This is a genomic window from Roseateles sp. (assembly GCF_039595595.1).
Classification (GTDB): Bacteria; Pseudomonadota; Gammaproteobacteria; order Burkholderiales; family Burkholderiaceae_C; genus Roseateles.
This window is the reverse complement of sequence record NZ_JBCNLG010000004.1, coordinates 61,259-79,266: the sequence shown is the minus strand read 5'-3', so window position 1 is coordinate 79,266 and position 18,008 is coordinate 61,259. Positions and strand designations below refer to the sequence as shown.

At 70.8% G+C, this 18,008-nt stretch carries 16 protein-coding genes; 9 read left to right on the top strand and 7 right to left on the bottom strand.

All coding sequences use genetic code 11. The annotated features are described in order from the left end of the window. Positions 1-91 precede the first annotated feature (91 nt). The 9 genes from ABDW61_RS07395 to ABDW61_RS07355 all read left to right on the top strand — a co-directional run bounded on the left by ABDW61_RS07395 (position 92) and on the right by ABDW61_RS07355 (position 7,649). A complete protein-coding gene (locus ABDW61_RS07395; protein WP_343637728.1) occupies positions 92-802 on the top strand; it encodes a substrate-binding domain-containing protein in 711 nt (236 codons plus the stop codon). A gap of 25 nt (positions 803-827) precedes the next feature. Beyond that, entirely contained in the window at positions 828-2,213 is a 1,386-nt protein-coding gene (locus ABDW61_RS07390; RefSeq protein ID WP_343637726.1) for an MFS transporter, read from the top strand. Positions 2,214-2,231: 18 nt separating this feature from the next. Next, on the top strand, positions 2,232-3,260 hold the full coding sequence (locus tag ABDW61_RS07385) for an amidohydrolase family protein (protein ID WP_343637724.1): 1,029 nt from the start codon (positions 2,232-2,234) through the stop codon (positions 3,258-3,260). 1 nt (position 3,261) lies between these two features. Then, complete coding sequence (gene ligK, locus ABDW61_RS07380; protein WP_343637722.1) at positions 3,262-3,945, top strand: 4-carboxy-4-hydroxy-2-oxoadipate aldolase/oxaloacetate decarboxylase; 684 nt, start codon at positions 3,262-3,264, stop codon at positions 3,943-3,945. 14 nt (positions 3,946-3,959) lie between these two features. Beyond that, positions 3,960-4,874, top strand: a complete 915-nt coding sequence (locus tag ABDW61_RS07375; RefSeq protein WP_343637719.1) for an amidohydrolase family protein — start codon at positions 3,960-3,962, stop codon at positions 4,872-4,874. Positions 4,875-4,878: 4 nt separating this feature from the next. Beyond that, a complete protein-coding gene (ligA, locus tag ABDW61_RS07370; RefSeq protein WP_343637717.1) occupies positions 4,879-5,316 on the top strand; it encodes a protocatechuate 4,5-dioxygenase subunit alpha in 438 nt (145 codons plus the stop codon). A 2-nt stretch (positions 5,317-5,318) separates the two neighbouring features. After that, a complete protein-coding gene (locus tag ABDW61_RS07365; protein WP_343637715.1) occupies positions 5,319-6,173 on the top strand; it encodes a class III extradiol dioxygenase subunit beta in 855 nt (284 codons plus the stop codon). Then, positions 6,174-7,133: a Gfo/Idh/MocA family oxidoreductase gene (locus ABDW61_RS07360; protein ID WP_343637713.1), complete on the top strand. Its 960-nt coding sequence runs from the start codon at positions 6,174-6,176 to the stop codon at positions 7,131-7,133. Positions 7,134-7,196: 63 nt separating this feature from the next. Then, positions 7,197-7,649: a MarR family winged helix-turn-helix transcriptional regulator gene (locus tag ABDW61_RS07355; RefSeq protein WP_343637712.1), complete on the top strand. Its 453-nt coding sequence runs from the start codon at positions 7,197-7,199 to the stop codon at positions 7,647-7,649. 15 nt (positions 7,650-7,664) lie between these two features. Here the strand turns inward: ABDW61_RS07355 and ABDW61_RS07350 are convergent, their stop codons facing one another. From ABDW61_RS07350 to ABDW61_RS07320, 7 genes are all read right to left on the bottom strand, one after another. Beyond that, positions 7,665-8,597, bottom strand: coding sequence for an alpha/beta hydrolase (locus tag ABDW61_RS07350; RefSeq protein ID WP_343637710.1), 933 nt, complete (start codon positions 8,595-8,597; stop codon positions 7,665-7,667). Beyond that, positions 8,579-11,056 (bottom strand): MMPL family transporter, encoded by a 2,478-nt coding sequence (locus ABDW61_RS07345; protein ID WP_343637708.1) that lies wholly within the window; start codon positions 11,054-11,056, stop codon positions 8,579-8,581. The genes ABDW61_RS07350 and ABDW61_RS07345 overlap by 19 nt, the downstream gene beginning before the upstream one ends. 11 nt (positions 11,057-11,067) lie before the next feature. Continuing rightward, the gene (locus ABDW61_RS07340; protein WP_343637706.1) at positions 11,068-12,207 is read right to left on the bottom strand and encodes a YCF48-related protein; all 1,140 of its coding nucleotides are present in this window, start codon (positions 12,205-12,207) and stop codon (positions 11,068-11,070) included. Then, entirely contained in the window at positions 12,207-13,643 is a 1,437-nt protein-coding gene (locus tag ABDW61_RS07335; RefSeq protein WP_343637704.1) for a DUF1329 domain-containing protein, read from the bottom strand. Before ABDW61_RS07335 ends, ABDW61_RS07340 begins: the two co-directional genes overlap by 1 nt. Before the next feature lie 18 nt (positions 13,644-13,661). Continuing rightward, positions 13,662-15,401 (bottom strand): DUF1302 domain-containing protein, encoded by a 1,740-nt coding sequence (locus tag ABDW61_RS07330; protein WP_343637702.1) that lies wholly within the window; start codon positions 15,399-15,401, stop codon positions 13,662-13,664. Positions 15,402-15,448: 47 nt separating this feature from the next. Beyond that, the gene (locus ABDW61_RS07325; protein WP_343637700.1) at positions 15,449-16,225 is read right to left on the bottom strand and encodes a coniferyl-alcohol dehydrogenase; all 777 of its coding nucleotides are present in this window, start codon (positions 16,223-16,225) and stop codon (positions 15,449-15,451) included. Between the two features lie 66 nt (positions 16,226-16,291). Beyond that, positions 16,292-17,755 (bottom strand): benzaldehyde dehydrogenase, encoded by a 1,464-nt coding sequence (locus tag ABDW61_RS07320; RefSeq protein WP_343637698.1) that lies wholly within the window; start codon positions 17,753-17,755, stop codon positions 16,292-16,294. Positions 17,756-18,008 lie beyond the last annotated feature (253 nt).

The following is an 18,008-nucleotide window of genomic DNA, read 5'->3' as shown; positions in this document are numbered from 1 at the left end:
GATTCGATATAGCAGCTAGCCCGAGCCAGACCTAGCGTGATAGACGCGATGCACGAAGAATCGCCCTCCATCCCCTTCCACCGGCGAGCGCATGAGCACCGCACTGACCCTCATCTCCTCCATGGCCACGCGGCATCTGCTCGCCGACCTGGCCCAGGCCCATGCGCGGGCCGGTGGACCGGAGACCCGGATCGAATCGGTCGGTGGCGTGGATGCCGCCCGGCGGGTGTGCGGCGGCGAGGTCTTCGACGCCGTCGTGCTGGCCAGCGACGCGATCGCCCGGCTCGACGCCGATGGGCGGCTGCGGCCCGGCAGCATCCGGCCCATCGCCGATTCCAGCGTCGCCATCGCCGTGCAGGCCGGCGCGCCGCGGCCCGACACCGGCAGCGAGGCGGCCCTGCGCGCGGCGGTCCTGGGGGCTCGCGCCATCGGCTATTCGACCGGTCCGAGCGGCACGGCGCTGATGGCCCTGTTCGAGCGCTGGGGCCTGACGGACGCGCTGAAGGACCGCCTCGTCCAGGCCCGACCCGGCGTGCCCGTCGGCAGCCTGGTGGCCAGCGGCGAGGTCGAACTCGGCTTCCAGCAGCTCAGCGAGCTGATGGACCTGCCGGGCATCACGCTGCTCGGCGGCATGCCGCCAGGGCTCGAGATCGTGAGCCGCTTCAGCGGCGCCGTCCCGGTCACCGCGGCCCGGCCCGAGGCGGCGCAGGCGCTGCTGGACTTCCTGGCGAGCCCGGCCAGCGACGAATCCAAACGACGACACGGCATGCAAGCCGTGCGCGACCCCCAAGACGGGCGCTGACCCGTCCAACCGCCAGGAGACAAGCTTGGACCCTCGACCCATCGCCCCCGCCGGCGCCCGCACGGTGGACGTGCAGCGCCTCATCGACGACCACCCGCTGTCCGGCTGGCAGTGGCTGGTCTTCGCGATGTGCTTCCTCATCGTGCTGCTCGACGGCTTCGACACCGCCGCCATCGGCTACATCGCACCCTCCCTCATCAAGGAGTGGGGCGTCACCAAGCCGATGCTGGGCCCGGTGCTCAGCGCGGCGCTCTTCGGCCTGGCCGCGGGGGCGCTGTCGGCCGGTCCGGCGGCCGACCGCCTCGGCCGCAAGCGCGTGCTGACGATCGCGGTGCTGGTCTTCGGCCTGGCGTCGCTGGCCTCGGCCTTCGCCGCCGACCTGTCGCAGCTCGCCACGCTGCGCTTCATCACCGGCCTGGGCCTGGGCGCCGCCATGCCCAACGCCGTGACGCTGATGAGCGAGTACTGTCCGACCTCGCGCCGCTCCACGCTGACCAACCTGATGTTCTGCGGTTTCCCGCTGGGCGCGGCCTGCGGCGGTTTCCTGGCCGCGTGGATGATTCCGCAATGGGGCTGGCGCAGCGTGCTGGTGCTGGGCGGCATCGCGCCGCTGCTGCTGACGCTGGTCATGGTGGCGCTGCTGCCCGAATCGGTGCGCTTCCTGGTGACGCGGCGCCAGAGCGTCGAGCGCATCCGCGCCGCGCTGGCCCGCATCGCCGGCGCACGCGTCCACGACTACGACCGCTTCACGCTCAGCGAGACCCGCGTCGTCACCAACGAACGCGGCGGCCTGGCCCAGGTGCTGGCACGGCCCTACCGCCTGGGCACGCTGATGCTCTGGACCGCCTACTTCATGGGCCTGGTCATCTTCTACGGCCTGATCAACTGGATGCCGCTGCTGCTGAAGGAAGCCGGGCTGGAGCCGCGGACGGCGACGCTGATCTCCGCCCTCTTCCCGCTCGGCGGCATCGGCGCCGTGTTCTTCGGCTGGCTGATGGACCGCTTCGAGCCCAACCGGCTGCTGGCGCTGGGCTGGGCGCTGACCTCGGTGGCGATCTTCTCGATCGGCCAGCTGGTGGGTCAGGTGGGCCTGCTCGTCGTCAGCGTCTTCCTGGCCGGCGTGCTGATGAACACCTCGCAGTCCTCGCTGGCGCCACTGGCCGCGGCCTTCTATCCCACCAACGGACGCGCCACCGGCGTGGCCTGGATGATGGGCGTGGGCCGCTTCGGCGGCATCGCGGGCTCCTTCCTGGTGGCCCAGCTCAACCTGATGCAGGCCAGCATCGGCACGGTCTTCACGGTCGTGGCCATTCCCGCGCTCATCGCCGCCGCGGCCCTGTGGGTCAAGCGCGGCACCGATCGCGCCACCGATCCCGACGACGAGCCCGCGGCCAGCGCGCTCGCCCACTGACCCTTCCGGACCCGTCCCATGATCATCGACATCCACGGCCACTACACCACCGCGCCCAAGGCGCTGGAGGACTGGCGCCACCAGCAGATCGCCGCCATCAAGGATCCGTCGCTCAAGCCCCGGGCCGCCGACCTGAGGATCAGCGACGACGAGCTGCGCGAGACCATCGAGAGCAACCAGCTGCGGCTGATGCGCCAGCGCGGCTCGGACCTGACGATCTTCAGCCCGCGCGCCAGCTTCATGGCCCATCACATCGGGGACTTCGAGGTCTCCAGCACCTGGGCCGCGATCTGCAACGAGCTCTGCTTCCGCGTCAGCGAGCTCTTCCCCGAGCATTTCGTCCCCGCCGCGATGCTGCCGCAGTCCCCGGGCGTCGCGCCTGAAACCTGCATTCCCGAGCTGATCAAGTGCGTGGAGCAGTACGGCAACGTCGCGATCAACCTCAACCCCGATCCCTCCGGCGGCCACTGGACCAGCCCGCCGCTGACCGACCGCCACTGGTACCCCCTCTACGAGAAGATGGTCGAGTACGACATCCCGGCGATGGTCCACGTCAGCACCAGCTGCAACGCCTGTTTCCACACCACCGGCGCGCACTACATCAACGCCGACACGACCGCCTTCATGCAGCTGCTGCAGGGCGACCTGTTCAAAGACTTCCCGACGCTGAAGTTCATCATCCCGCACGGCGGCGGCGCCGCCCCCTACCACTGGGGCCGCTACCGCGGGCTCGCGCAGGAGCTCAAGAAGCCGCTGCTGACCGAGCATCTGCTGAACAACGTCTTCTTCGACACCTGCGTCTATCACCAGCCCGGCATCGACGTGCTGACGAAGGTGGTGCCGGTGAAGAACATCCTCTTCGCCAGCGAGATGATCGGCGCGGTGCGCGGCATCGATCCGGAGACCGGCTTCCACTACGACGACACGAAGCGCTACATCGAGGCCAGCACCCAGCTCAGGGCCGACGAGAAGCACGCGATCTACGAAGGCAACGCGCGCCGCGTCTATCCGCGGCTGGACGCGAGGCTGAAGGCAAAGGGGCTCTGAGATGTACGAACTCGGTGTGGTCCATCGCAACATCCGGCGCGCCGACCGCGAAGCGGCGGATGCGCTCGCCGCGCTCGGCTCGGCCACGGTGCACGAGGCCATGGGCCGCGTCGGCCTGCTCAAGCCCTACATGCGGCCGATCTACCCGGGCGCGCAGGTCTCGGGCACGGCCGTGACCGTGCTGCTGCAACCGGGCGACAACTGGATGATGCATGTCGCGGCGGAGCAGATCCAACCCGGCGACATCGTGGTGGCGGCCGTCACCGCCGAATGCAGCGACGGCTACTTTGGCGACCTGCTCGCCACCTCCTTCCAGGCGCGCGGCGCGCGCGCGCTGGTCATCGACGCCGGCGTGCGCGACGTCAGGACGCTGCAGCAGATGGGCTTTCCGGTCTGGAGCAAGGCCATCAGCAGCAAGGGCACCATCAAGGCCACGCTGGGCTCGGTCAACATCCCCGTCGTCTGCGCCGGCATGTGGATCACGCCGGGCGACGTGATCGTCGCGGACGACGATGGCGTCGTCTGCGTGCCGGCCGCTCGCGCCGTCGAAACGCTGGAGGCCGCCCGCAAGCGGGAGAGCCTGGAGGGCGAGAAGCGCGCCAGGCTGGCGGCCGGCGTGCTCGGCCTGGACATGTACAAGATGCGCGAGCCCCTCGAGAAGGCCGGCCTGCGCTACATCGACTGACCCGAGGCCCCGCCGTGGCATTCACCAAGACCCCTGGCTGGCTGGACTGGTACGCCGGCCCGAGCCGCCCCCGCTTCCAGCTGCCCGCAGGCAGCGTCGACGCGCACTGCCACGTGTTCGGCCCGGGCGGCGAGTTCCCCTACGCGCCCGAGCGCAAGTACACGCCGTGCGACGCGAGCAAGGCGCAGCTCTTCGCGCTGCGCGACCACCTCGGCTTCGCGCGCAACGTCATCGTGCAGGCCACCTGCCACGGCGCGGACAACCGCGCGATGGTCGATGCCTGCCTGGCCTCGGGCGGCCGCGCGCGCGGCGTGGCCACCGTGCGGCGCGACATCGGCGACGACGAACTGCAGCGCCTGCACGCGGCCGGCGTGCGCGGCGTGCGCTTCAACTTCGTCAAGCGGCTGGTCGACTTCACGCCCCGGGACGAATTGATGGAGATCGCGGGGCGCATCGCGCGGCTGGGCTGGCATGTCGTCATCTACTTCGAGGCCGTGGACCTGCCCGAGCTGTGGGACTTCTTCAGCGCGCTGCCCACCACCGTGGTCGTCGACCACATGGGCCGTCCGGACGTCTCCCAGCCCGTCGACGGTCCCGAGTTCGCGCTCTTCCTGAAGTTCATGCGCGAGCACCCGAACGTCTGGAGCAAAGTCAGCTGCCCCGAGCGGCTGTCCGTCACCGGCCCGCGCGCGCTGGACGGCGAGCAGGCCGCGTACCGGGACGTCGTCCCCTTCGCGCGCCGCGTCGTCGAATCCTTCCCCGACCGCGTGCTCTGGGGCACGGACTGGCCGCATCCGAACCTGAAGGACCACATGCCCGACGACGGCCTGCTGGTCGATTTCATCCCGCACATCGCGCCCACGGCCGCGTTGCAGCGCAAACTGCTGGTGGACAACCCGATGCGTCTCTACTGGCCTGAAGAGCTCTGACCCCATGGCACTCGACAAACCGTACAAGGACATCCCCGGCACCACCATCTTCGATGCCGACCAGTCCCGCAAGGGCTACTGGCTGAACCAGTTCTGCATGTCGCTGATGAAGGCCGACAACCGCGTCCGCTTCAAGGCCGACGAGCGCGCCTACCTGGACGACTGGCCGATGACCGACGCGCAGAAGGCCGCCGTGCTGGCGCGCGACCTGAACGAATGCATCCGCCTGGGCGGCAACATCTACTTCCTGGCCAAGATCGGCGCCACCGACGGGCGCAGCTTCCAGCAGATGGCCGGCAGCATGACCGGCATGACCGAGGCCGAGTACCGCGACATGATGCTCGGCGGCGGCCGCTCCATCGAGGGCAACCGCCGCATCGGCGAGGACGGCGACGCGCAGGCACAGCATCAGCCCCAGGGCCACGCGGCCAAGGACGTCTGACCGTGGCACGCATCACCGCATCCGTCTACACCTCGCACGTGCCCGCCATCGGCGCCGCCCTGGACCAGGGCAAGGCCGGCGAGCCCTATTGGCAGCCGCTGTTCCGCGGCTTCGACTTCTCGAAGCAGTGGCTGGCCGAACAGAGGCCCGACGTCGTCCTGCTCGTCTACAACGACCACGCCACGGCCTTCAGCCTGGACTTCATCCCCACCTTCGCGCTGGGCACGGCGGCGCGCTACGCGCCGGCCGACGAAGGCTACGGCGCGCGTCCGGTGCCCGAGGTGCTGGGCGATCCCGAGCTCGCCTCCCACATCGCGCAGAGCGTCATCCAGGACGACTTCGACCTCACGCTGGTCAACCGCATGGACGTGGACCACGGCCTGACCGTGCCGCTGTCGCTGATGTGCGGGCAACCGCGGGCCTGGCCCTTCCGCGTCATCCCGCTCGCGGTCAATGTCGTGCAGTACCCGGCACCCTCGGGCCGCCGCTGCTTCCAGCTCGGGCAGGCGATCCGCCGCGCGGTGGACAGCTTCGACGCCGGGCTGAACGTGCAGATCTGGGGCACCGGCGGCATGAGCCATCAGCTGCAGGGGCCGCGCGCCGGCCTCATCAACCGCGAGTGGGACCAGGCCTGGCTCGACCAGCTCATCGACGACCCGGTGGCCTGCAGTCAGATCCCGCACATCGACTACGTGCGCGAGGCCGGCAGCGAGGGCATCGAACTGGTCATGTGGCTCATCGCCCGCGGCGCGATGGCCGATGTCGCCGGCGGCGCCAGGCCGGTCGTGAAGCACCGCTTCTATCACGTGCCGGCTTCCAACACGGCCGTCGGTCACCTCATCCTGGAGAACCCGTAAATGAGCAGCAAGATCAGGGTCGCGCTCGCGGGCGCCGGTGCCTTCGGCATCAAGCACCTGGACGGCATCCGCCACATCGACGATGTCGAGGTCGTCTCGCTGGTCAGCCGCGACCTGGCCAAGACCCGCGAGGTGGCCGAGCGCTACGGCATCGCGCACGTCACCACCGAGCTGGCCGACAGCCTCGCGCTGCCGCAGGTCGACGCCGTCATCCTGTGCACGCCCACGCAGATGCATGCGAGCCAGACCCTGGCCTGCCTGAAGGCCGGCAAGCACGTGCAGGTGGAGATCCCGCTGTGCGACGTGCTGAGCGAGGGCCAAGCCGTCGTCGAACTGGCCGCGCGCAGCGGCAAGGTCGCGATGTGCGGCCATACACGCCGCTTCAACCCGAGCCACCAGTGGGTGCACCGGCGCGTCGAGGCCGGCGGCTTCGCGCTGCAGCAGATGGACGTGCAGACCTATTTCTTCCGCCGCAGCAACATGAACGCGCTGGGCCAGCCGCGCAGCTGGACCGACCACCTGCTCTGGCACCACGCCGCCCACACGGTCGACCTCTTCGCCTACCAGGCGCGCAGCCCGGTCGTGCAGGCCCACGCGCTGCAGGGGCCGATCCATCCGGAACTGGGCATCGCCATGGACATGAGCATCCAGCTCAAGGCGGCGAGCGGCGCGATCTGCACGCTCAGCCTGTCCTTCAACAACGACGGGCCGCTGGGCACCTTCTTCCGCTACATCGGCGACAGCGGCACCTACATCGCCCGCTATGACGACCTGTTCACCGGCAAGGACGAGCGCGTGGACGTGTCCGCCGTCGACGTGTCGATGAATGGCATCGAGCTGCAGGACCGCGAGTTCTTCGCCGCCATCCGCGAGGGCCGCGAGCCCAATGCCAGCGTCGCCCAGGTGCTGCCCTGCTACCAGGTGCTGCACCGGCTCGAGCAGCAGCTCCATGCCGGATGACGCCTGTCCGGGGGGCGGTCCGCAGCGCGGGCGACGGGCAAGCAGCCGTTATGCTGCTCGGCCATGAGCGCGCCGCGTGACAAGCACCCTCCCCTCGACCAGTCCCGCCTGGCCCACACCCTGGGCTATGCCATTGCCCGTGCGGCGGTCACCACCAACCAGTTGTTCAACCAGGGCGTGGGCGACCCGCTGGGCCTGCGGCCCGTGGAATTCACGCTGCTGCAGCTGATCCTCTCCAACCCCGACACCACGCAGAAGCGCCTGTGCGATCTGCTGCGGGTGCCGGCGCCGCAGATGACGCTGATCCTGGACCGGCTGCAGGAGCGCGGCTGGGTCAAGCGCGAGCGCTCGGCCAACGACCGGCGTGCGCTGCACCTGCGGCTCTCGCCCGCCGGCGCGCGCCTGGCCGAGAAGAGCCTGGCGGCGCTGCAGGAGACCGAGCAGGTGATCGACGGCATCCTGACCAGCGGCGAGCGCCAGCTGCTGCAGGAGCTGCTCGCCAAGGTCGCGCGCTGACGCCCAGGGCGCGGCTCAGCCGTTCAGCGCCTGCCTGAGCGCGGCGGCCATCTGCCCCAGCGCCAGCCGCGCGGCCGGCACGGCGCCGGCCATGCTGATGAAGCCATGCGCCAGGCCGTGGTACTCGACCACGGTGATGGCATTGCCGGCCGCGCCCAGCGCCTGGCCATAGGCCATCGCCTCGTCGCGCAGCGGGTCATGGGCCGCCAGCACCAGCAGCGCCGGCGGCAGGCCGGCCAGGCTGGGCGCGAGCAGCGGCGCGCCGCGCCAGTCGGGCGCCTTCGCCGCGGGGCCGAAGTAATGCCGGCTGAAGAAGTCCATCGTCCGGCGCGTCAGCGTGGGGCCCGCGGCATGCCGCTCGCGGGAGGGAAAGTCGCCCTCATGGCCGCCAGCGGCGGGCGGGTAGACCAGCAGCTGCAGCGCGATCGCCGGCCCGCCCGCGTCGCGCGCCAGCAGCGCGGCGGTAGCGGCCAGCGCCGCGCCGGCGCTGTCGCCCGCCACGGCCAGCCGGGCCGGATCGCCGCCGAGATCGCGGATGGACTCGGCCACCCAGCCCAGCGCGGCGATGGCGTCCTCGACCGCCGCCGGATAGGGATGCTCGGGCGCGAGGCGATAGTCGGCCGAGACGATCATGACGCCGCTGTCCGCGCAGAGCTGGCGGCACACCGCGTCATAGCCCTCGAGGTCGCCCAGCACGAAGCCGCCGCCGTGGAAGTAGAGCGTCACCGGCAGCGGTCCTTGCGCGCCGCGCGGCCGGTACAGGCGCACGCGCACCGCCTGGCCGCCGAAGCGGGCCTCGTGCAGCGTGACCTCGACATCGGCCGGCGGCACCGTCGCGGCCGTGCAGATCTGGCGGTACAGGCCGCGGCTGGCCTCGGGCGGCAGGTCGCAGAGGTCGGGCGCGCCGGCCGCCTGGGCGAGCAGGTGCTTCAAGTGCTGGTCGAGCATGAGGATCTCCGGTGGGGGGTGAGCAGCCAGTGCGCCAGTGCCGGCAGCAGCACCAGCGCACCGACCATGTTCCAGACGAACATGAAGGCGAGCAGCAGGCCCATGTCGGCCTGGAACTTGATCGGCGACAGGGCCCAGGTGCCCACCGCGAGCGCGAGCGTCACGCCGGTGAGCATGACCACGCGGCCGGTGAACTGCAGCGCGTGCAGGTAGGCCGCCGACAGGCTCTCGCCGGCGCGCAGCCGGGCCAGCATGACGCTGAGCACGTAGAGCGCGTAATCCACGCCGATGCCCACGCCCAGCGCGATCACCGGCAGCGTGGCGACCTTGACCCCCATGCCCAGGCCCACCATCAGGGCCTCGCACAGGATGGAGGTCAGCACCAGCGGCAGCACCGCCACCACCACCGCCCGCCACGAGCGGAAGGTCACCCAGCACAGCACGACGACGGCGCCGTAGACCCACCACAGCATCTCGCGCATCGCCTGCTTGACGACGATGTTGGTGGCCGCGGCGATGCCGGCCGAGCCGGCCGCGAGCATGAAGCGCTCGGAGGGCGCGGCCGCTGTCCCGGACGGCCCGGACGGCCCGGCGCCGCGGCCCGGTGCGGCGGCGGCGGCGGTGGCGGTGGCGTTGGCGGCGATGAAGGCCTCGACCGTGTCGACGACGCTCGTCAGCGTCTCGGCCTTGTGGTCCTTCAGGTAGACGTACAGCGAGAGGAAGGAGCAGCCCTGGTTGAACAGCTCGCGCGGCGCGCGCGTCTGCACGCCGCCGAGCGCGCTGTCGTTGGGGATGAGCTCATACCACTTCAGCTGGCCCTCGTTGTAGCCCACCATCGCGAGCTTGGAGAGCGCGGCCATGGAGTTGGTGGACTCGACGCCGGGCAGTTGCTCCAGCCGCCAGGCGAGCTGGTCGACCTTGGCCAGCGTGCCGTAGCGCGTGCACTGGTCCTCGGGCGTGGCGACCATCACGACCAGGATGTCGCTGGACGCGGCGTAATGCTGGGTGACGTAGTCGTTGTCGCGGTTGTAGCGCGAGTCCGCGCGCAACTCGGGGGCGCCGGGGTCCAGGTCGCCCACGTGCAGCCGCGTGCTGACGGCGTAGCCCGCCACGGCCAGGAGGGCCGCGACGCCCAGCGCGATCGTGGCCGGGCCGCGCCGCGTGAAGCGGTCGAGCAGGCGCCACAGCCCGGCGTCGCCGGCCGCCGGGTTGAACGCGGGGTCGTCGCGCAGGCTGCGCCTGGCGGCGGCCGGGCTCACGCCCACGTAGGACAGCAGGATGGGCAGCAGCACGAGGTTGGTGAAGATCAGCACCGCCACGCCGATGCTGGCCACCAGCGCCAGGTCCTGGATGGCCTGGATGCGGATCAGCGCCAGCACCGCGAAGCCGACGGCGTCGCACAGCAGCGCGGTCAGGCCGGCGACGAACAGCCGGCGGAAGGTGTAGCGCGCCGCCACCACGCGATGGATGCCGCGGCCCACGTCCTGCATGATCCCGTTCATCTTCTGCGCGCCATGGCTCATGCCGATGGCGAAGACCAGGAAGGGCACCAGCACCGAATACGGATCCAGCGCGTAGCCCAGCAGCGCCAGCAGCCCGAACTGCCACACCACGGCGATCAGCGAGCAGGCCACCACCAGCGCGGTGCTGCGCACGCAGCGCGTGTAGGCCCACAGCACGCCGGCGCAGATCACCAGGGCCACGCCGAAGAACACCAGCACCTGGCGCAGCCCCTCGATGAGATCGCCCATGACCTTGGCGAAGCCGGTCACGTGCAGCGTGACGACGTCGCCGTCGTACTTCGCGCGCAACGCCTCGATCTGCCGGCCCAGCGCGCCGTAGTCCAGCGCCTGGCCGGTCTTCGGATTCACGTCCAGCAGCGGCGCGAAGACGATGCTGGAGCGCGCGTCGCCGGCGACGATCTGGCCGATCTCGCCGGAGCGCTCGACGTTGGCGCGGACTTCGGCCAGCGCGGCGGGCGAGCCGTCATAGCTGTCGCCCATCACGGTGTTGCCGTCCAGGCCCTCCTCCGTCACGGCCACCCAGCGCGTGTTGGCCGTCCACAGCGACTTCATGAAGGGCCGGTCCACGCCCGGCATCAGGTAGACCTCGTCGCTGATCTTCTGCAGCGTGTCGAGGTAGCGCTGGTCGTAGATGGTGCCCTGGCGGGCCTCGACGACGATGCGCAGCGCATTGCCCTGGCCGCCGAGGTCGCCCTTGTGCGCCAGGTAGTTGGCGATGTAGGGATGCAGGGTCGGGATGGTCTTCTCGAAGCTGGCGTTGAGCGTCAGGCGCCAGGCCTGCTGGCCCAGCCACAGCGTGGCCAGCAGGCAAAGCAGCATGACCCAGGGCCGATGGTTGAACAGCAAGCGCTCGGCCCAGGAGCCGGAGCGGGTGTCGAAGTCGTCGAGCCGGGTCACCACGGGTGGGGTACCGGCCAGGTTGGTGGCGGCGTGCATCGTCGTCGGTGTCAGGGAGTGGGTGGGGCGCGGCGCGTGCCGCGCAGGCTGGCGATGACCCAGGCGCCGTCGGGGGCGGCGGCGAGGCCGGCGGCCGGCAGGGGCCCGGCGGGCGGGGGACGGCGCGTGAAGCGGTGGCCGTCGTCGGTGCTGACGAAGAGCTCGCCGTTCTGCGCCAGCAGCGCGAGCTCGCCGCGGTCCGCGCGTTCGAGGCCGGCCTGCAGGCTGACCGGCGTGCCGAGCTCCACCTTGTCCCAGCTCACACCGGCATCGCCGGAGCGGTAGACGCTGCCGCGCAGGCCGTAGGCCAGCAGCGCGCCGCTGCGCGTGGACAGCAGGCCGAAGAAGCTGCCCTTGTACGGCGAGGCCAGGGCCGAGAACGTGGCGCCGTCATCGCTGGAGCGCAGCAGCAGGCCCTGCTCGCCGGCGATGACCCAGTGCCCGCCGACGGCGCGCACGCCGTACAGGTGCAAGCCGCGCGGATTGACCGCGCGCAGCGGCAGCGGGTCCCAGGTCCTGCCGCCGTCGCGCGTGGCCATGGCCAGGCCGTAGGCGCCGACGGCGATGGCCCGCTGCGCGTCGATCGCCTCCAGGTCGAACCAGGGTTTGTCGGCGCCCTCCTCCACCAGGCGCTGCGCGGCGCGGCGGCTGGCGTCATCGGTCGCGGCAGCCAGCATCGCCTGGGCCGCGCGCAGCCCGTCCAGTTGCAGCGACCAGGTCTTGCCGCCGTCGTCCGTCTTCAGGATGACGCCGAGATGGCCGGCGGCCCAGCCGTGGCGGGCGTCGACGAAGCGCAGCGCCGTCAGCCCCGCGCGCACCGGCACCCGGGCCTGCTGCCAGGTCTTGCCGCCGTCGTCGGACCACAGCACGGTGCCACGCTCGCCGGCGGCCACCAGGCGCTCACCGGCGCGCGCGACCGCCAGCGTCGCCGCGCCCAGCGCCTTGGGGCTGATCAGGGCCGGTTCAGTCAGCGCGGCCGGCGTGGCCACGGTCGGCGCGGCGGCGACGGCGGCGCCGGTGGGCCCGCCCGGTGCGCCGGCCCCGGCGGTCACACCGGGCGCCGTGGCCGCCGTGGCCGCGGTGGGCACGAGTGCGGTGGCCTGCGCCGAGACGGCGTAGGCCAGCAGCGCCAAGGCAGCCAGCCCGCGCATCACCGCGCTCCTTCGTTGGCCAGTTCCTCGGGGCTGAAGAAGCTGCGCGGCAACGGCGCGACGACCTTGTACTGACTGGGCAGCTCGTTGCTGGCCATGTTCAGGTAGTAGGCGCCGGTCTGCAGGTCGTAGCCGCCCCAGTACATGTTGCCGACCAGGGCCGGGATGTCCGGTGCCAGCAGCGTCAGCGTGTAGTTGGTGCGCCAGAGGTCGCCCTTGGCGTCCCAGCCGTCGAACAGGATGATCTGCCAGCTGTCCTCGTCGATGTAGTACTTGCGCTTGGGCACCACGTGGCGCTTGCCCTCGGCCAGCGTCGCCTCGACCTCCCAGACGCGGTGCAGCTCCCAGCGCACCAGGCTCGGGTTGAGCGTGCCCGGCGTCACCAGGTCCGCCACCTTGGCCGAGGCCGCGCGGTTGTTGTTGTAGGGGATGTAGAGCTCGCGCTTGCCCACCAGCTTGAGCGTGTGCTTGTCGATGGGCCCGAAGAGGTTGAACGCTTCATCGAACAGGCCGATGCCCGAGGTCACCGAGTCCGGCGTGTCGTAGGCCACCGATGGTGCCTTGCGCACGCGGCGCTGCCCCACCAGGTACTGCCACAGACCGCGCGGGTTGCTGGCGTTCAGGTTGTCGTGCGCGAGGATGGCCTCGCCGGTCTTGGAGCCGGGCTCGCTGACGGCGAACTTGCCGAGCTGGTAGTAGCCATCGAACTTCTCGAGGCTGCCCTCGGGATCGTAGAACTGCTTGCGGAAACTCTGCGTGCCGCCGGAGGCCATCGCGCGCTTGCCGTCGGCCGTCACGACCCACACGCGCACCGGCGCCTGGATGTAGGTGCCGGTCCACGCCAGGCGATGGTTCTGGAACACCTCGTAGCCATCCTTGGGAATGGGGAACGGCGTCCCGCCATAGGCGCCCTCGGTGCCGTGGCCGTTATCCACGAGCTTGGCGCGCGTGGCGTTCTTGAAGGTGTTGTCGTAGACCCATTGCGGCGCGGCGGCGGTGCGGTGGGTCGGGTAGACCTCGATGCGGAAGTCGGGGTACTTCTTCATCAGCGCCTTCACGCCGTCGCTGAGTTTGGCCTCGTACTGGGCCATGTTCTTCGCGCTGATCGCATAAAGCGGCTTCTCGCCCGGGAAGGGATCGGGCCGGGCGTCGCCGGCCTTGAAGCCCGCAGGCGCCTTGGTCATGCCGCCGTCCCAGGCAGGGATGCTGCCGTCCTTGTTGGCGCCGCGCTCGGCGCCCAGCGGGGTCAGCGTGGTCTTGAGCCGGGCGGCCTCCTCGGCCGTGACGGCGGCGAGCGCGGGACCGGACAGCAGCAGAGCCGCTGCGGCGGCGGTGGCGGCGCTCAGGGCGCTCAGGGCGCTAATGCCGGCAGAGGCGGTAGTGGCGGTGACGGCGGTAGCGGCGAGCAGGCCCGCCTTGGCGTGGATGCGGTTCATGGGGTCTTTCCTGGAGCGTCAGAAGGTGCGCGAGACGGCGAGGCTGACGTAGGCGCGGTCGCGCAGCGTCTGGCCGAAGGTGAGCTGGCGCGGCGAGCCGCTGCCGGCGACAAGGGTCTCGGTGAAGGTCTTGGCGGTGCCGAAGAAATCGCTGTAGGTCAGCGCGACGTTCCAGGCGTTCTGGTACTTGCCCTTCAAGCCGATGCTGTAGTCCCCCGCGCTGGAGGCGCCGCCGGCGAAGTTGGCGACCGCCGAGGAGCGGCCGCCGAAGTTCCAGCCCAGTCCGATGGGCACGGACAGGTCCAGGCCCGGCAGCACCTGGAAGTACTGCGGCTCGAACAGCACGCGCAGCGCGAAGGCGCCCTTGGTGGTGTTCGGGTCCAGGCCGCCGATGCCCTGGCTCGCGCCGTTGCTGGCGGCGAAGATGTCCTTGGTCACGCTGAGCCGGCGGTTGTAGGCCAGCTCGGCCAGCAGCGAGCCGCCCTGCCACAGCGCGCCGGGCTGCAGCACGTAGATGCCGGAGGTCTGCAGGTGGGCGGTGCGGCCCACCGCGAAGCACGGCGCGTCGCTGCCCCCGCAGCTCAGCACCGGGCCCAGGCCCAGCACGGCGGGGTCGCTGTTCAGCGGCGCATTCCAGCGCAACGAGCCCTCGACGGCCCAGTTCAGCTGGCCGATCGATGAGGTGACGCTCGCGCCGATCGTGCGGATGTCGTCGCCATAGGCCAGGTGCACGTTGCCGTTGACGAAGTCGAACACCGGCACGGCGGGCGTCTTGTCGTGGTACTGCGCGGCGTAGAGGCCGAACTCGAAGTCGCTGCCGGTCGGGCTGATGCGCAGTTGCACGCCGCCCTGCCCCGAGTCGCGCGGACGCAGGTCGCGGCGCTTGTCGTAGGTCAGCAGGATGGGACTGCCGTCGGGCGCCTGGCCGAAGTTGACGGTGCCGGTGCCGACGTAGTCCTGGTTGGAGAAGTAGCTGCCGACGCCGGGGATCTTGCTCGGCCGCCACTTGAGCTGGTAGTAGGCGCCCAGCGAGAGGCCCTCGGCGATCTGCAGCGAGCCCGACACCTGCTCCACCGGCAGCAGCACTTCCTTGAACTGCCAGCCGGGCACCGACATGATCTTGGCCACGTCCACCGGCCCTTGCGCGTTGGCGATGCCGTTCTGGCCGAAGAACAGGCTCTCGCCCCATTGCAGCGTGTGGCGTCCGATGCGCACGGTGCCCTTCATGCCGGCGATCTCGCCCTTGAAGTAGACGAAGGCGTCGAGGAACTCGCCACCGCGGCCGTGCTGGCGGCGCGTGTCGGGCAGGAACTCGTTGGCGGCCTGGCCGGGGAAACCGTTGGACGTCGACACGGCGGTGCCCAGGTCGTTGCCGCCGGCCTGGACCTCGGTGCCGGCGTAGCGGTTGCGGCGCAGGTAGACCGCGTCGTGCCAGGCATTGCCGCTGAGCCGCGCGCCGAAGTTCTGGCTGGTGAGGTCGAGCTCGGCCAGCAGATCGAAGCGGTTGGAGATCTGTCCGCGCTTGAAGTTGTGGTCGCCGTCGTCCTCATTGACGGTGCCGGGATCCACGGCCACGTCCAGCCGCGTCAGCGCGGCGGACGGATTCTTGAGCCGCACGGCGGTGCTGTACTTGGGCGTGAGGTCCAGGCGCAGCTTGTAGTCGCTGCTGGGCAGGTCGATGTCGAAGGCGTGCGCGGCCGGCAGGGCGAAGCCTGCCGCCGCCGCCGCCGCCAGCGCGAGGCGGGTGGGTCGGGTCATGGTGTCTCCTCGAGGGTGGTGCGGGCTCGGCGGCCTGCTTGAATGAATCAGAGGTAGGTCGAGGCCAGCCCGCCATCGACCGGCAGGTTGGCCCCGCTGATCCAGCGCGACTCATCGGCGCACAGGAACGCGATCACGGGCGCGACCTCGTCCGCCAGCGCCGGGCGCTTGATGCGGTGGGCGTCCCGCTGCACGCGCTCCTCGCCAAGCATCTGCACGAAGTCGCCCAGGATGGGCGTCATCACCGGACCGGGCGCGACGCAGTTCATCCGCACGCCGTGGCCGAGGAACCACTTCTGCGACTGCGTGAGGGTCCAGACGATCAGCGCTTCCTTGAAGTACTGGTAGCAGGTCTCCTGCGGCACCGGCTTCTTCGCGAGGAAGGCCAGGCCGGCCTCGAAGCTGGGCGTCTCCGCCAGCGCCTTGTGCAGCGCCAGCCGCTCGGGCCATTCGGCGCCGAGGATGGAGGCGATGTTGACGATCGCGCCGCCTTGATGCCCATGGGGCAGGCGCTCGACGGCGCGCGTGCACAGGTGACGCAGCCCGAGGTAGTTGACCCGCGCCACCCGGTCCACCGGCGCGGTGCCGGGCACGCCGGCGACGTTGCACAGCGCGTCGAAGCGCTCGGGCAACTGCTTGAAGGCGGCGTCGATCGCGGCCTGCTCCGACAGGTCGGCCTTGATGAAGCCGTCCAGCGTCAGCGCGGGCTCGTTGCGGTCCACGCCGATGACGCGCGCGCCCTTCAGGCGCAGGAAGCGCGCGGTCTCGGCGCCGATGCCGGAGCTCGCGCCGGTGATGACGATGGTCTTGCCATGGAAGTTCATGCTTGTCTCCTTGTGTGTTGTCGTCTGTCTGCTGCCGCGGGCCCGCGCCGTCTCGCGCGGCGCGCGTCAGAACGGGAACTGCGGCGGCGCGTCCTTGACGGTCAGCCACTGCCAGGTGCTGAACTGCTCCCAGTCGCCGGGGCCGCCGTGCGAGTTGCCGTTGCCCGCGATGCCGGGGCCGCCGAAGGGATTGACCGCGTCGTCGTTGACCGTCTGGTCGTTGATATGGACCATGCCGGCGCGCAGTTGCCGCCCCAGCGCCAGCGCGCGGCCGACCGAGCGCGAGATCACGCCGGCTGCCAGGCCGCCCTGGCTGTCGTTGGCCAGCGCCACGGCCTCCTCGTCCGTCTTGAAGGTCACCAGGTTGACGACGGGGCCGAAGGTCTCGTGGTCGAAGGTCGGCATGCCAGGCCGCACGCCGGCCAGCACGGTGGGTTTGTAGAAGAGCCGATCGAAAGTGCCACCGGCCAGCAACTGGGCGCCGGCCCGCACGCTGGCCTGCACCGCGGCGTGCACGCGGTCGCGCTGGCGCTCGTCAATCAGCGGCCCCAGCGCGACCTGCCCGGTGGCGCCGTCGCCCACCGGCAGTTGCTGGGCCTTGGCCACCAGGCGCTCGGTGATGGCGGGGGCGATGGCCTCGTGCACCAGCACGCGATTGCTGGCCATGCAGATCTGGCCCTGGTGCAGCCAGGCGCCCCAGGCGATGTTGCTCGCGGCCAGGTCGAGGTCGGCGTCGTCGAGCACGACCAGCGCATTGCTCCCGCCCAGCTCCAGCGAGACCTTCTTCAGATGGCGGCCCGCCAGCTCGCCGATGCGGCGCCCCACGCCGACCGAGCCGGTGAAGGAGATCATCGCGATGGCCGGATCCTCGACCAGTGCCTCGCCCACGGCCGCGCCGCCCGGCAGCACGTGCAACAGGCCGGCGGGCAGGCCGGCGGCCTCGAAGACGCGGGCGATCAGGAAGCCGCCGCTGACCGGCGTGCGCGGATCGGGCTTGATGACGACGGCGTTGCCCGCGGCCAGCGCCGGCGCCACGACGCGCAGCGTCAGCACCAGCGGGAAGTTGAAGGGCGAGATCACGCCCACCACGCCGAGCGGCACGCGCCGCGCGACCGACAGCCGCCCCGGCGTGCTGGGCAGCACCTGCCCCTGGGATTGCAGCGGCATCGAGGCCGCGATCTGGCAGAAGGCGATGGCCTCGCGCAGCTCGTGCTGGCCCTTGGGCAGGATGGCGCCGCTCTCGCGGGTGACGAAGAGCGCCAGCTCGTCGAAGTGGTCCTGGAAGCGCTGAGCCGCGCGCAGGAACACCGCGGCGCGCTCGCGCGGCGGCGTGGCCGCCCAGTCCGCCTGGGCCTGCGCGGCGGCGCGCGCGGCCGGCGCCACGTCGGCGGCCACGGCGATGCCGGTGCGCGTCAGCACCGCGCCGGTGGCCGGCTCGATCAGGTCGGCGGCTTGCGCGGCGGCGCGCCAGCCGCCGCTGTACACGTGCTCCTGCCACAGGGCGGGGTCGAGGAAGGGTCGAGAGGTCATGTCAGGCCACGCTGAAGAGGTTGAAAGGCACGAACCCGGTGTTCGCTCGCCCTCTTGCAGTGCAACGCCCGTGCCGCGCCGCGCCAGGGCGGCGCGCCGCCGCGGTGCATCGATGCGCCTTCCTGGATCGATTTCAGAGTGGAACCATCGCTCACCCTGGGACTTTCCCTCACCCCAATGTGGATGGTCTCGTCACGGGTTATCCCGGGTCATCGATATTTATGAAATGAAAACAATTTGAGAACCCGACCCG

Bases quoted from the DNA above. Each gene is read 5' to 3' on its own strand.
- ABDW61_RS07395 (WP_343637728.1), top strand. From the start codon at position 92: ATGAGCACCGCACTGACCCTCATCTCCTCCATGGCCACGCGGCATCTG.
- ABDW61_RS07385 (WP_343637724.1), top strand. From the start codon at position 2,232: ATGATCATCGACATCCACGGCCACTACACCACCGCGCCCAAGGCGCTG.
- ligK (WP_343637722.1), top strand. From the start codon at position 3,262: ATGTACGAACTCGGTGTGGTCCATCGCAACATCCGGCGCGCCGACCGC.
- ligA (WP_343637717.1), top strand. From the start codon at position 4,879: ATGGCACTCGACAAACCGTACAAGGACATCCCCGGCACCACCATCTTC.
- ABDW61_RS07360 (WP_343637713.1), top strand. From the start codon at position 6,174: ATGAGCAGCAAGATCAGGGTCGCGCTCGCGGGCGCCGGTGCCTTCGGC.
- ABDW61_RS07355 (WP_343637712.1), top strand. From the start codon at position 7,197: ATGAGCGCGCCGCGTGACAAGCACCCTCCCCTCGACCAGTCCCGCCTG.
- ABDW61_RS07350 (WP_343637710.1), bottom strand. From the start codon at position 8,597: ATGCTCGACCAGCACTTGAAGCACCTGCTCGCCCAGGCGGCCGGCGCG.
- ABDW61_RS07345 (WP_343637708.1), bottom strand. From the start codon at position 11,056: ATGCACGCCGCCACCAACCTGGCCGGTACCCCACCCGTGGTGACCCGG.
- ABDW61_RS07340 (WP_343637706.1), bottom strand. From the start codon at position 12,207: ATGCGCGGGCTGGCTGCCTTGGCGCTGCTGGCCTACGCCGTCTCGGCG.
- ABDW61_RS07335 (WP_343637704.1), bottom strand. From the start codon at position 13,643: ATGAACCGCATCCACGCCAAGGCGGGCCTGCTCGCCGCTACCGCCGTC.
- ABDW61_RS07330 (WP_343637702.1), bottom strand. From the start codon at position 15,401: ATGACCCGACCCACCCGCCTCGCGCTGGCGGCGGCGGCGGCGGCAGGC.
- ABDW61_RS07325 (WP_343637700.1), bottom strand. From the start codon at position 16,225: ATGAACTTCCATGGCAAGACCATCGTCATCACCGGCGCGAGCTCCGGC.
- ABDW61_RS07320 (WP_343637698.1), bottom strand. From the start codon at position 17,755: ATGACCTCTCGACCCTTCCTCGACCCCGCCCTGTGGCAGGAGCACGTG.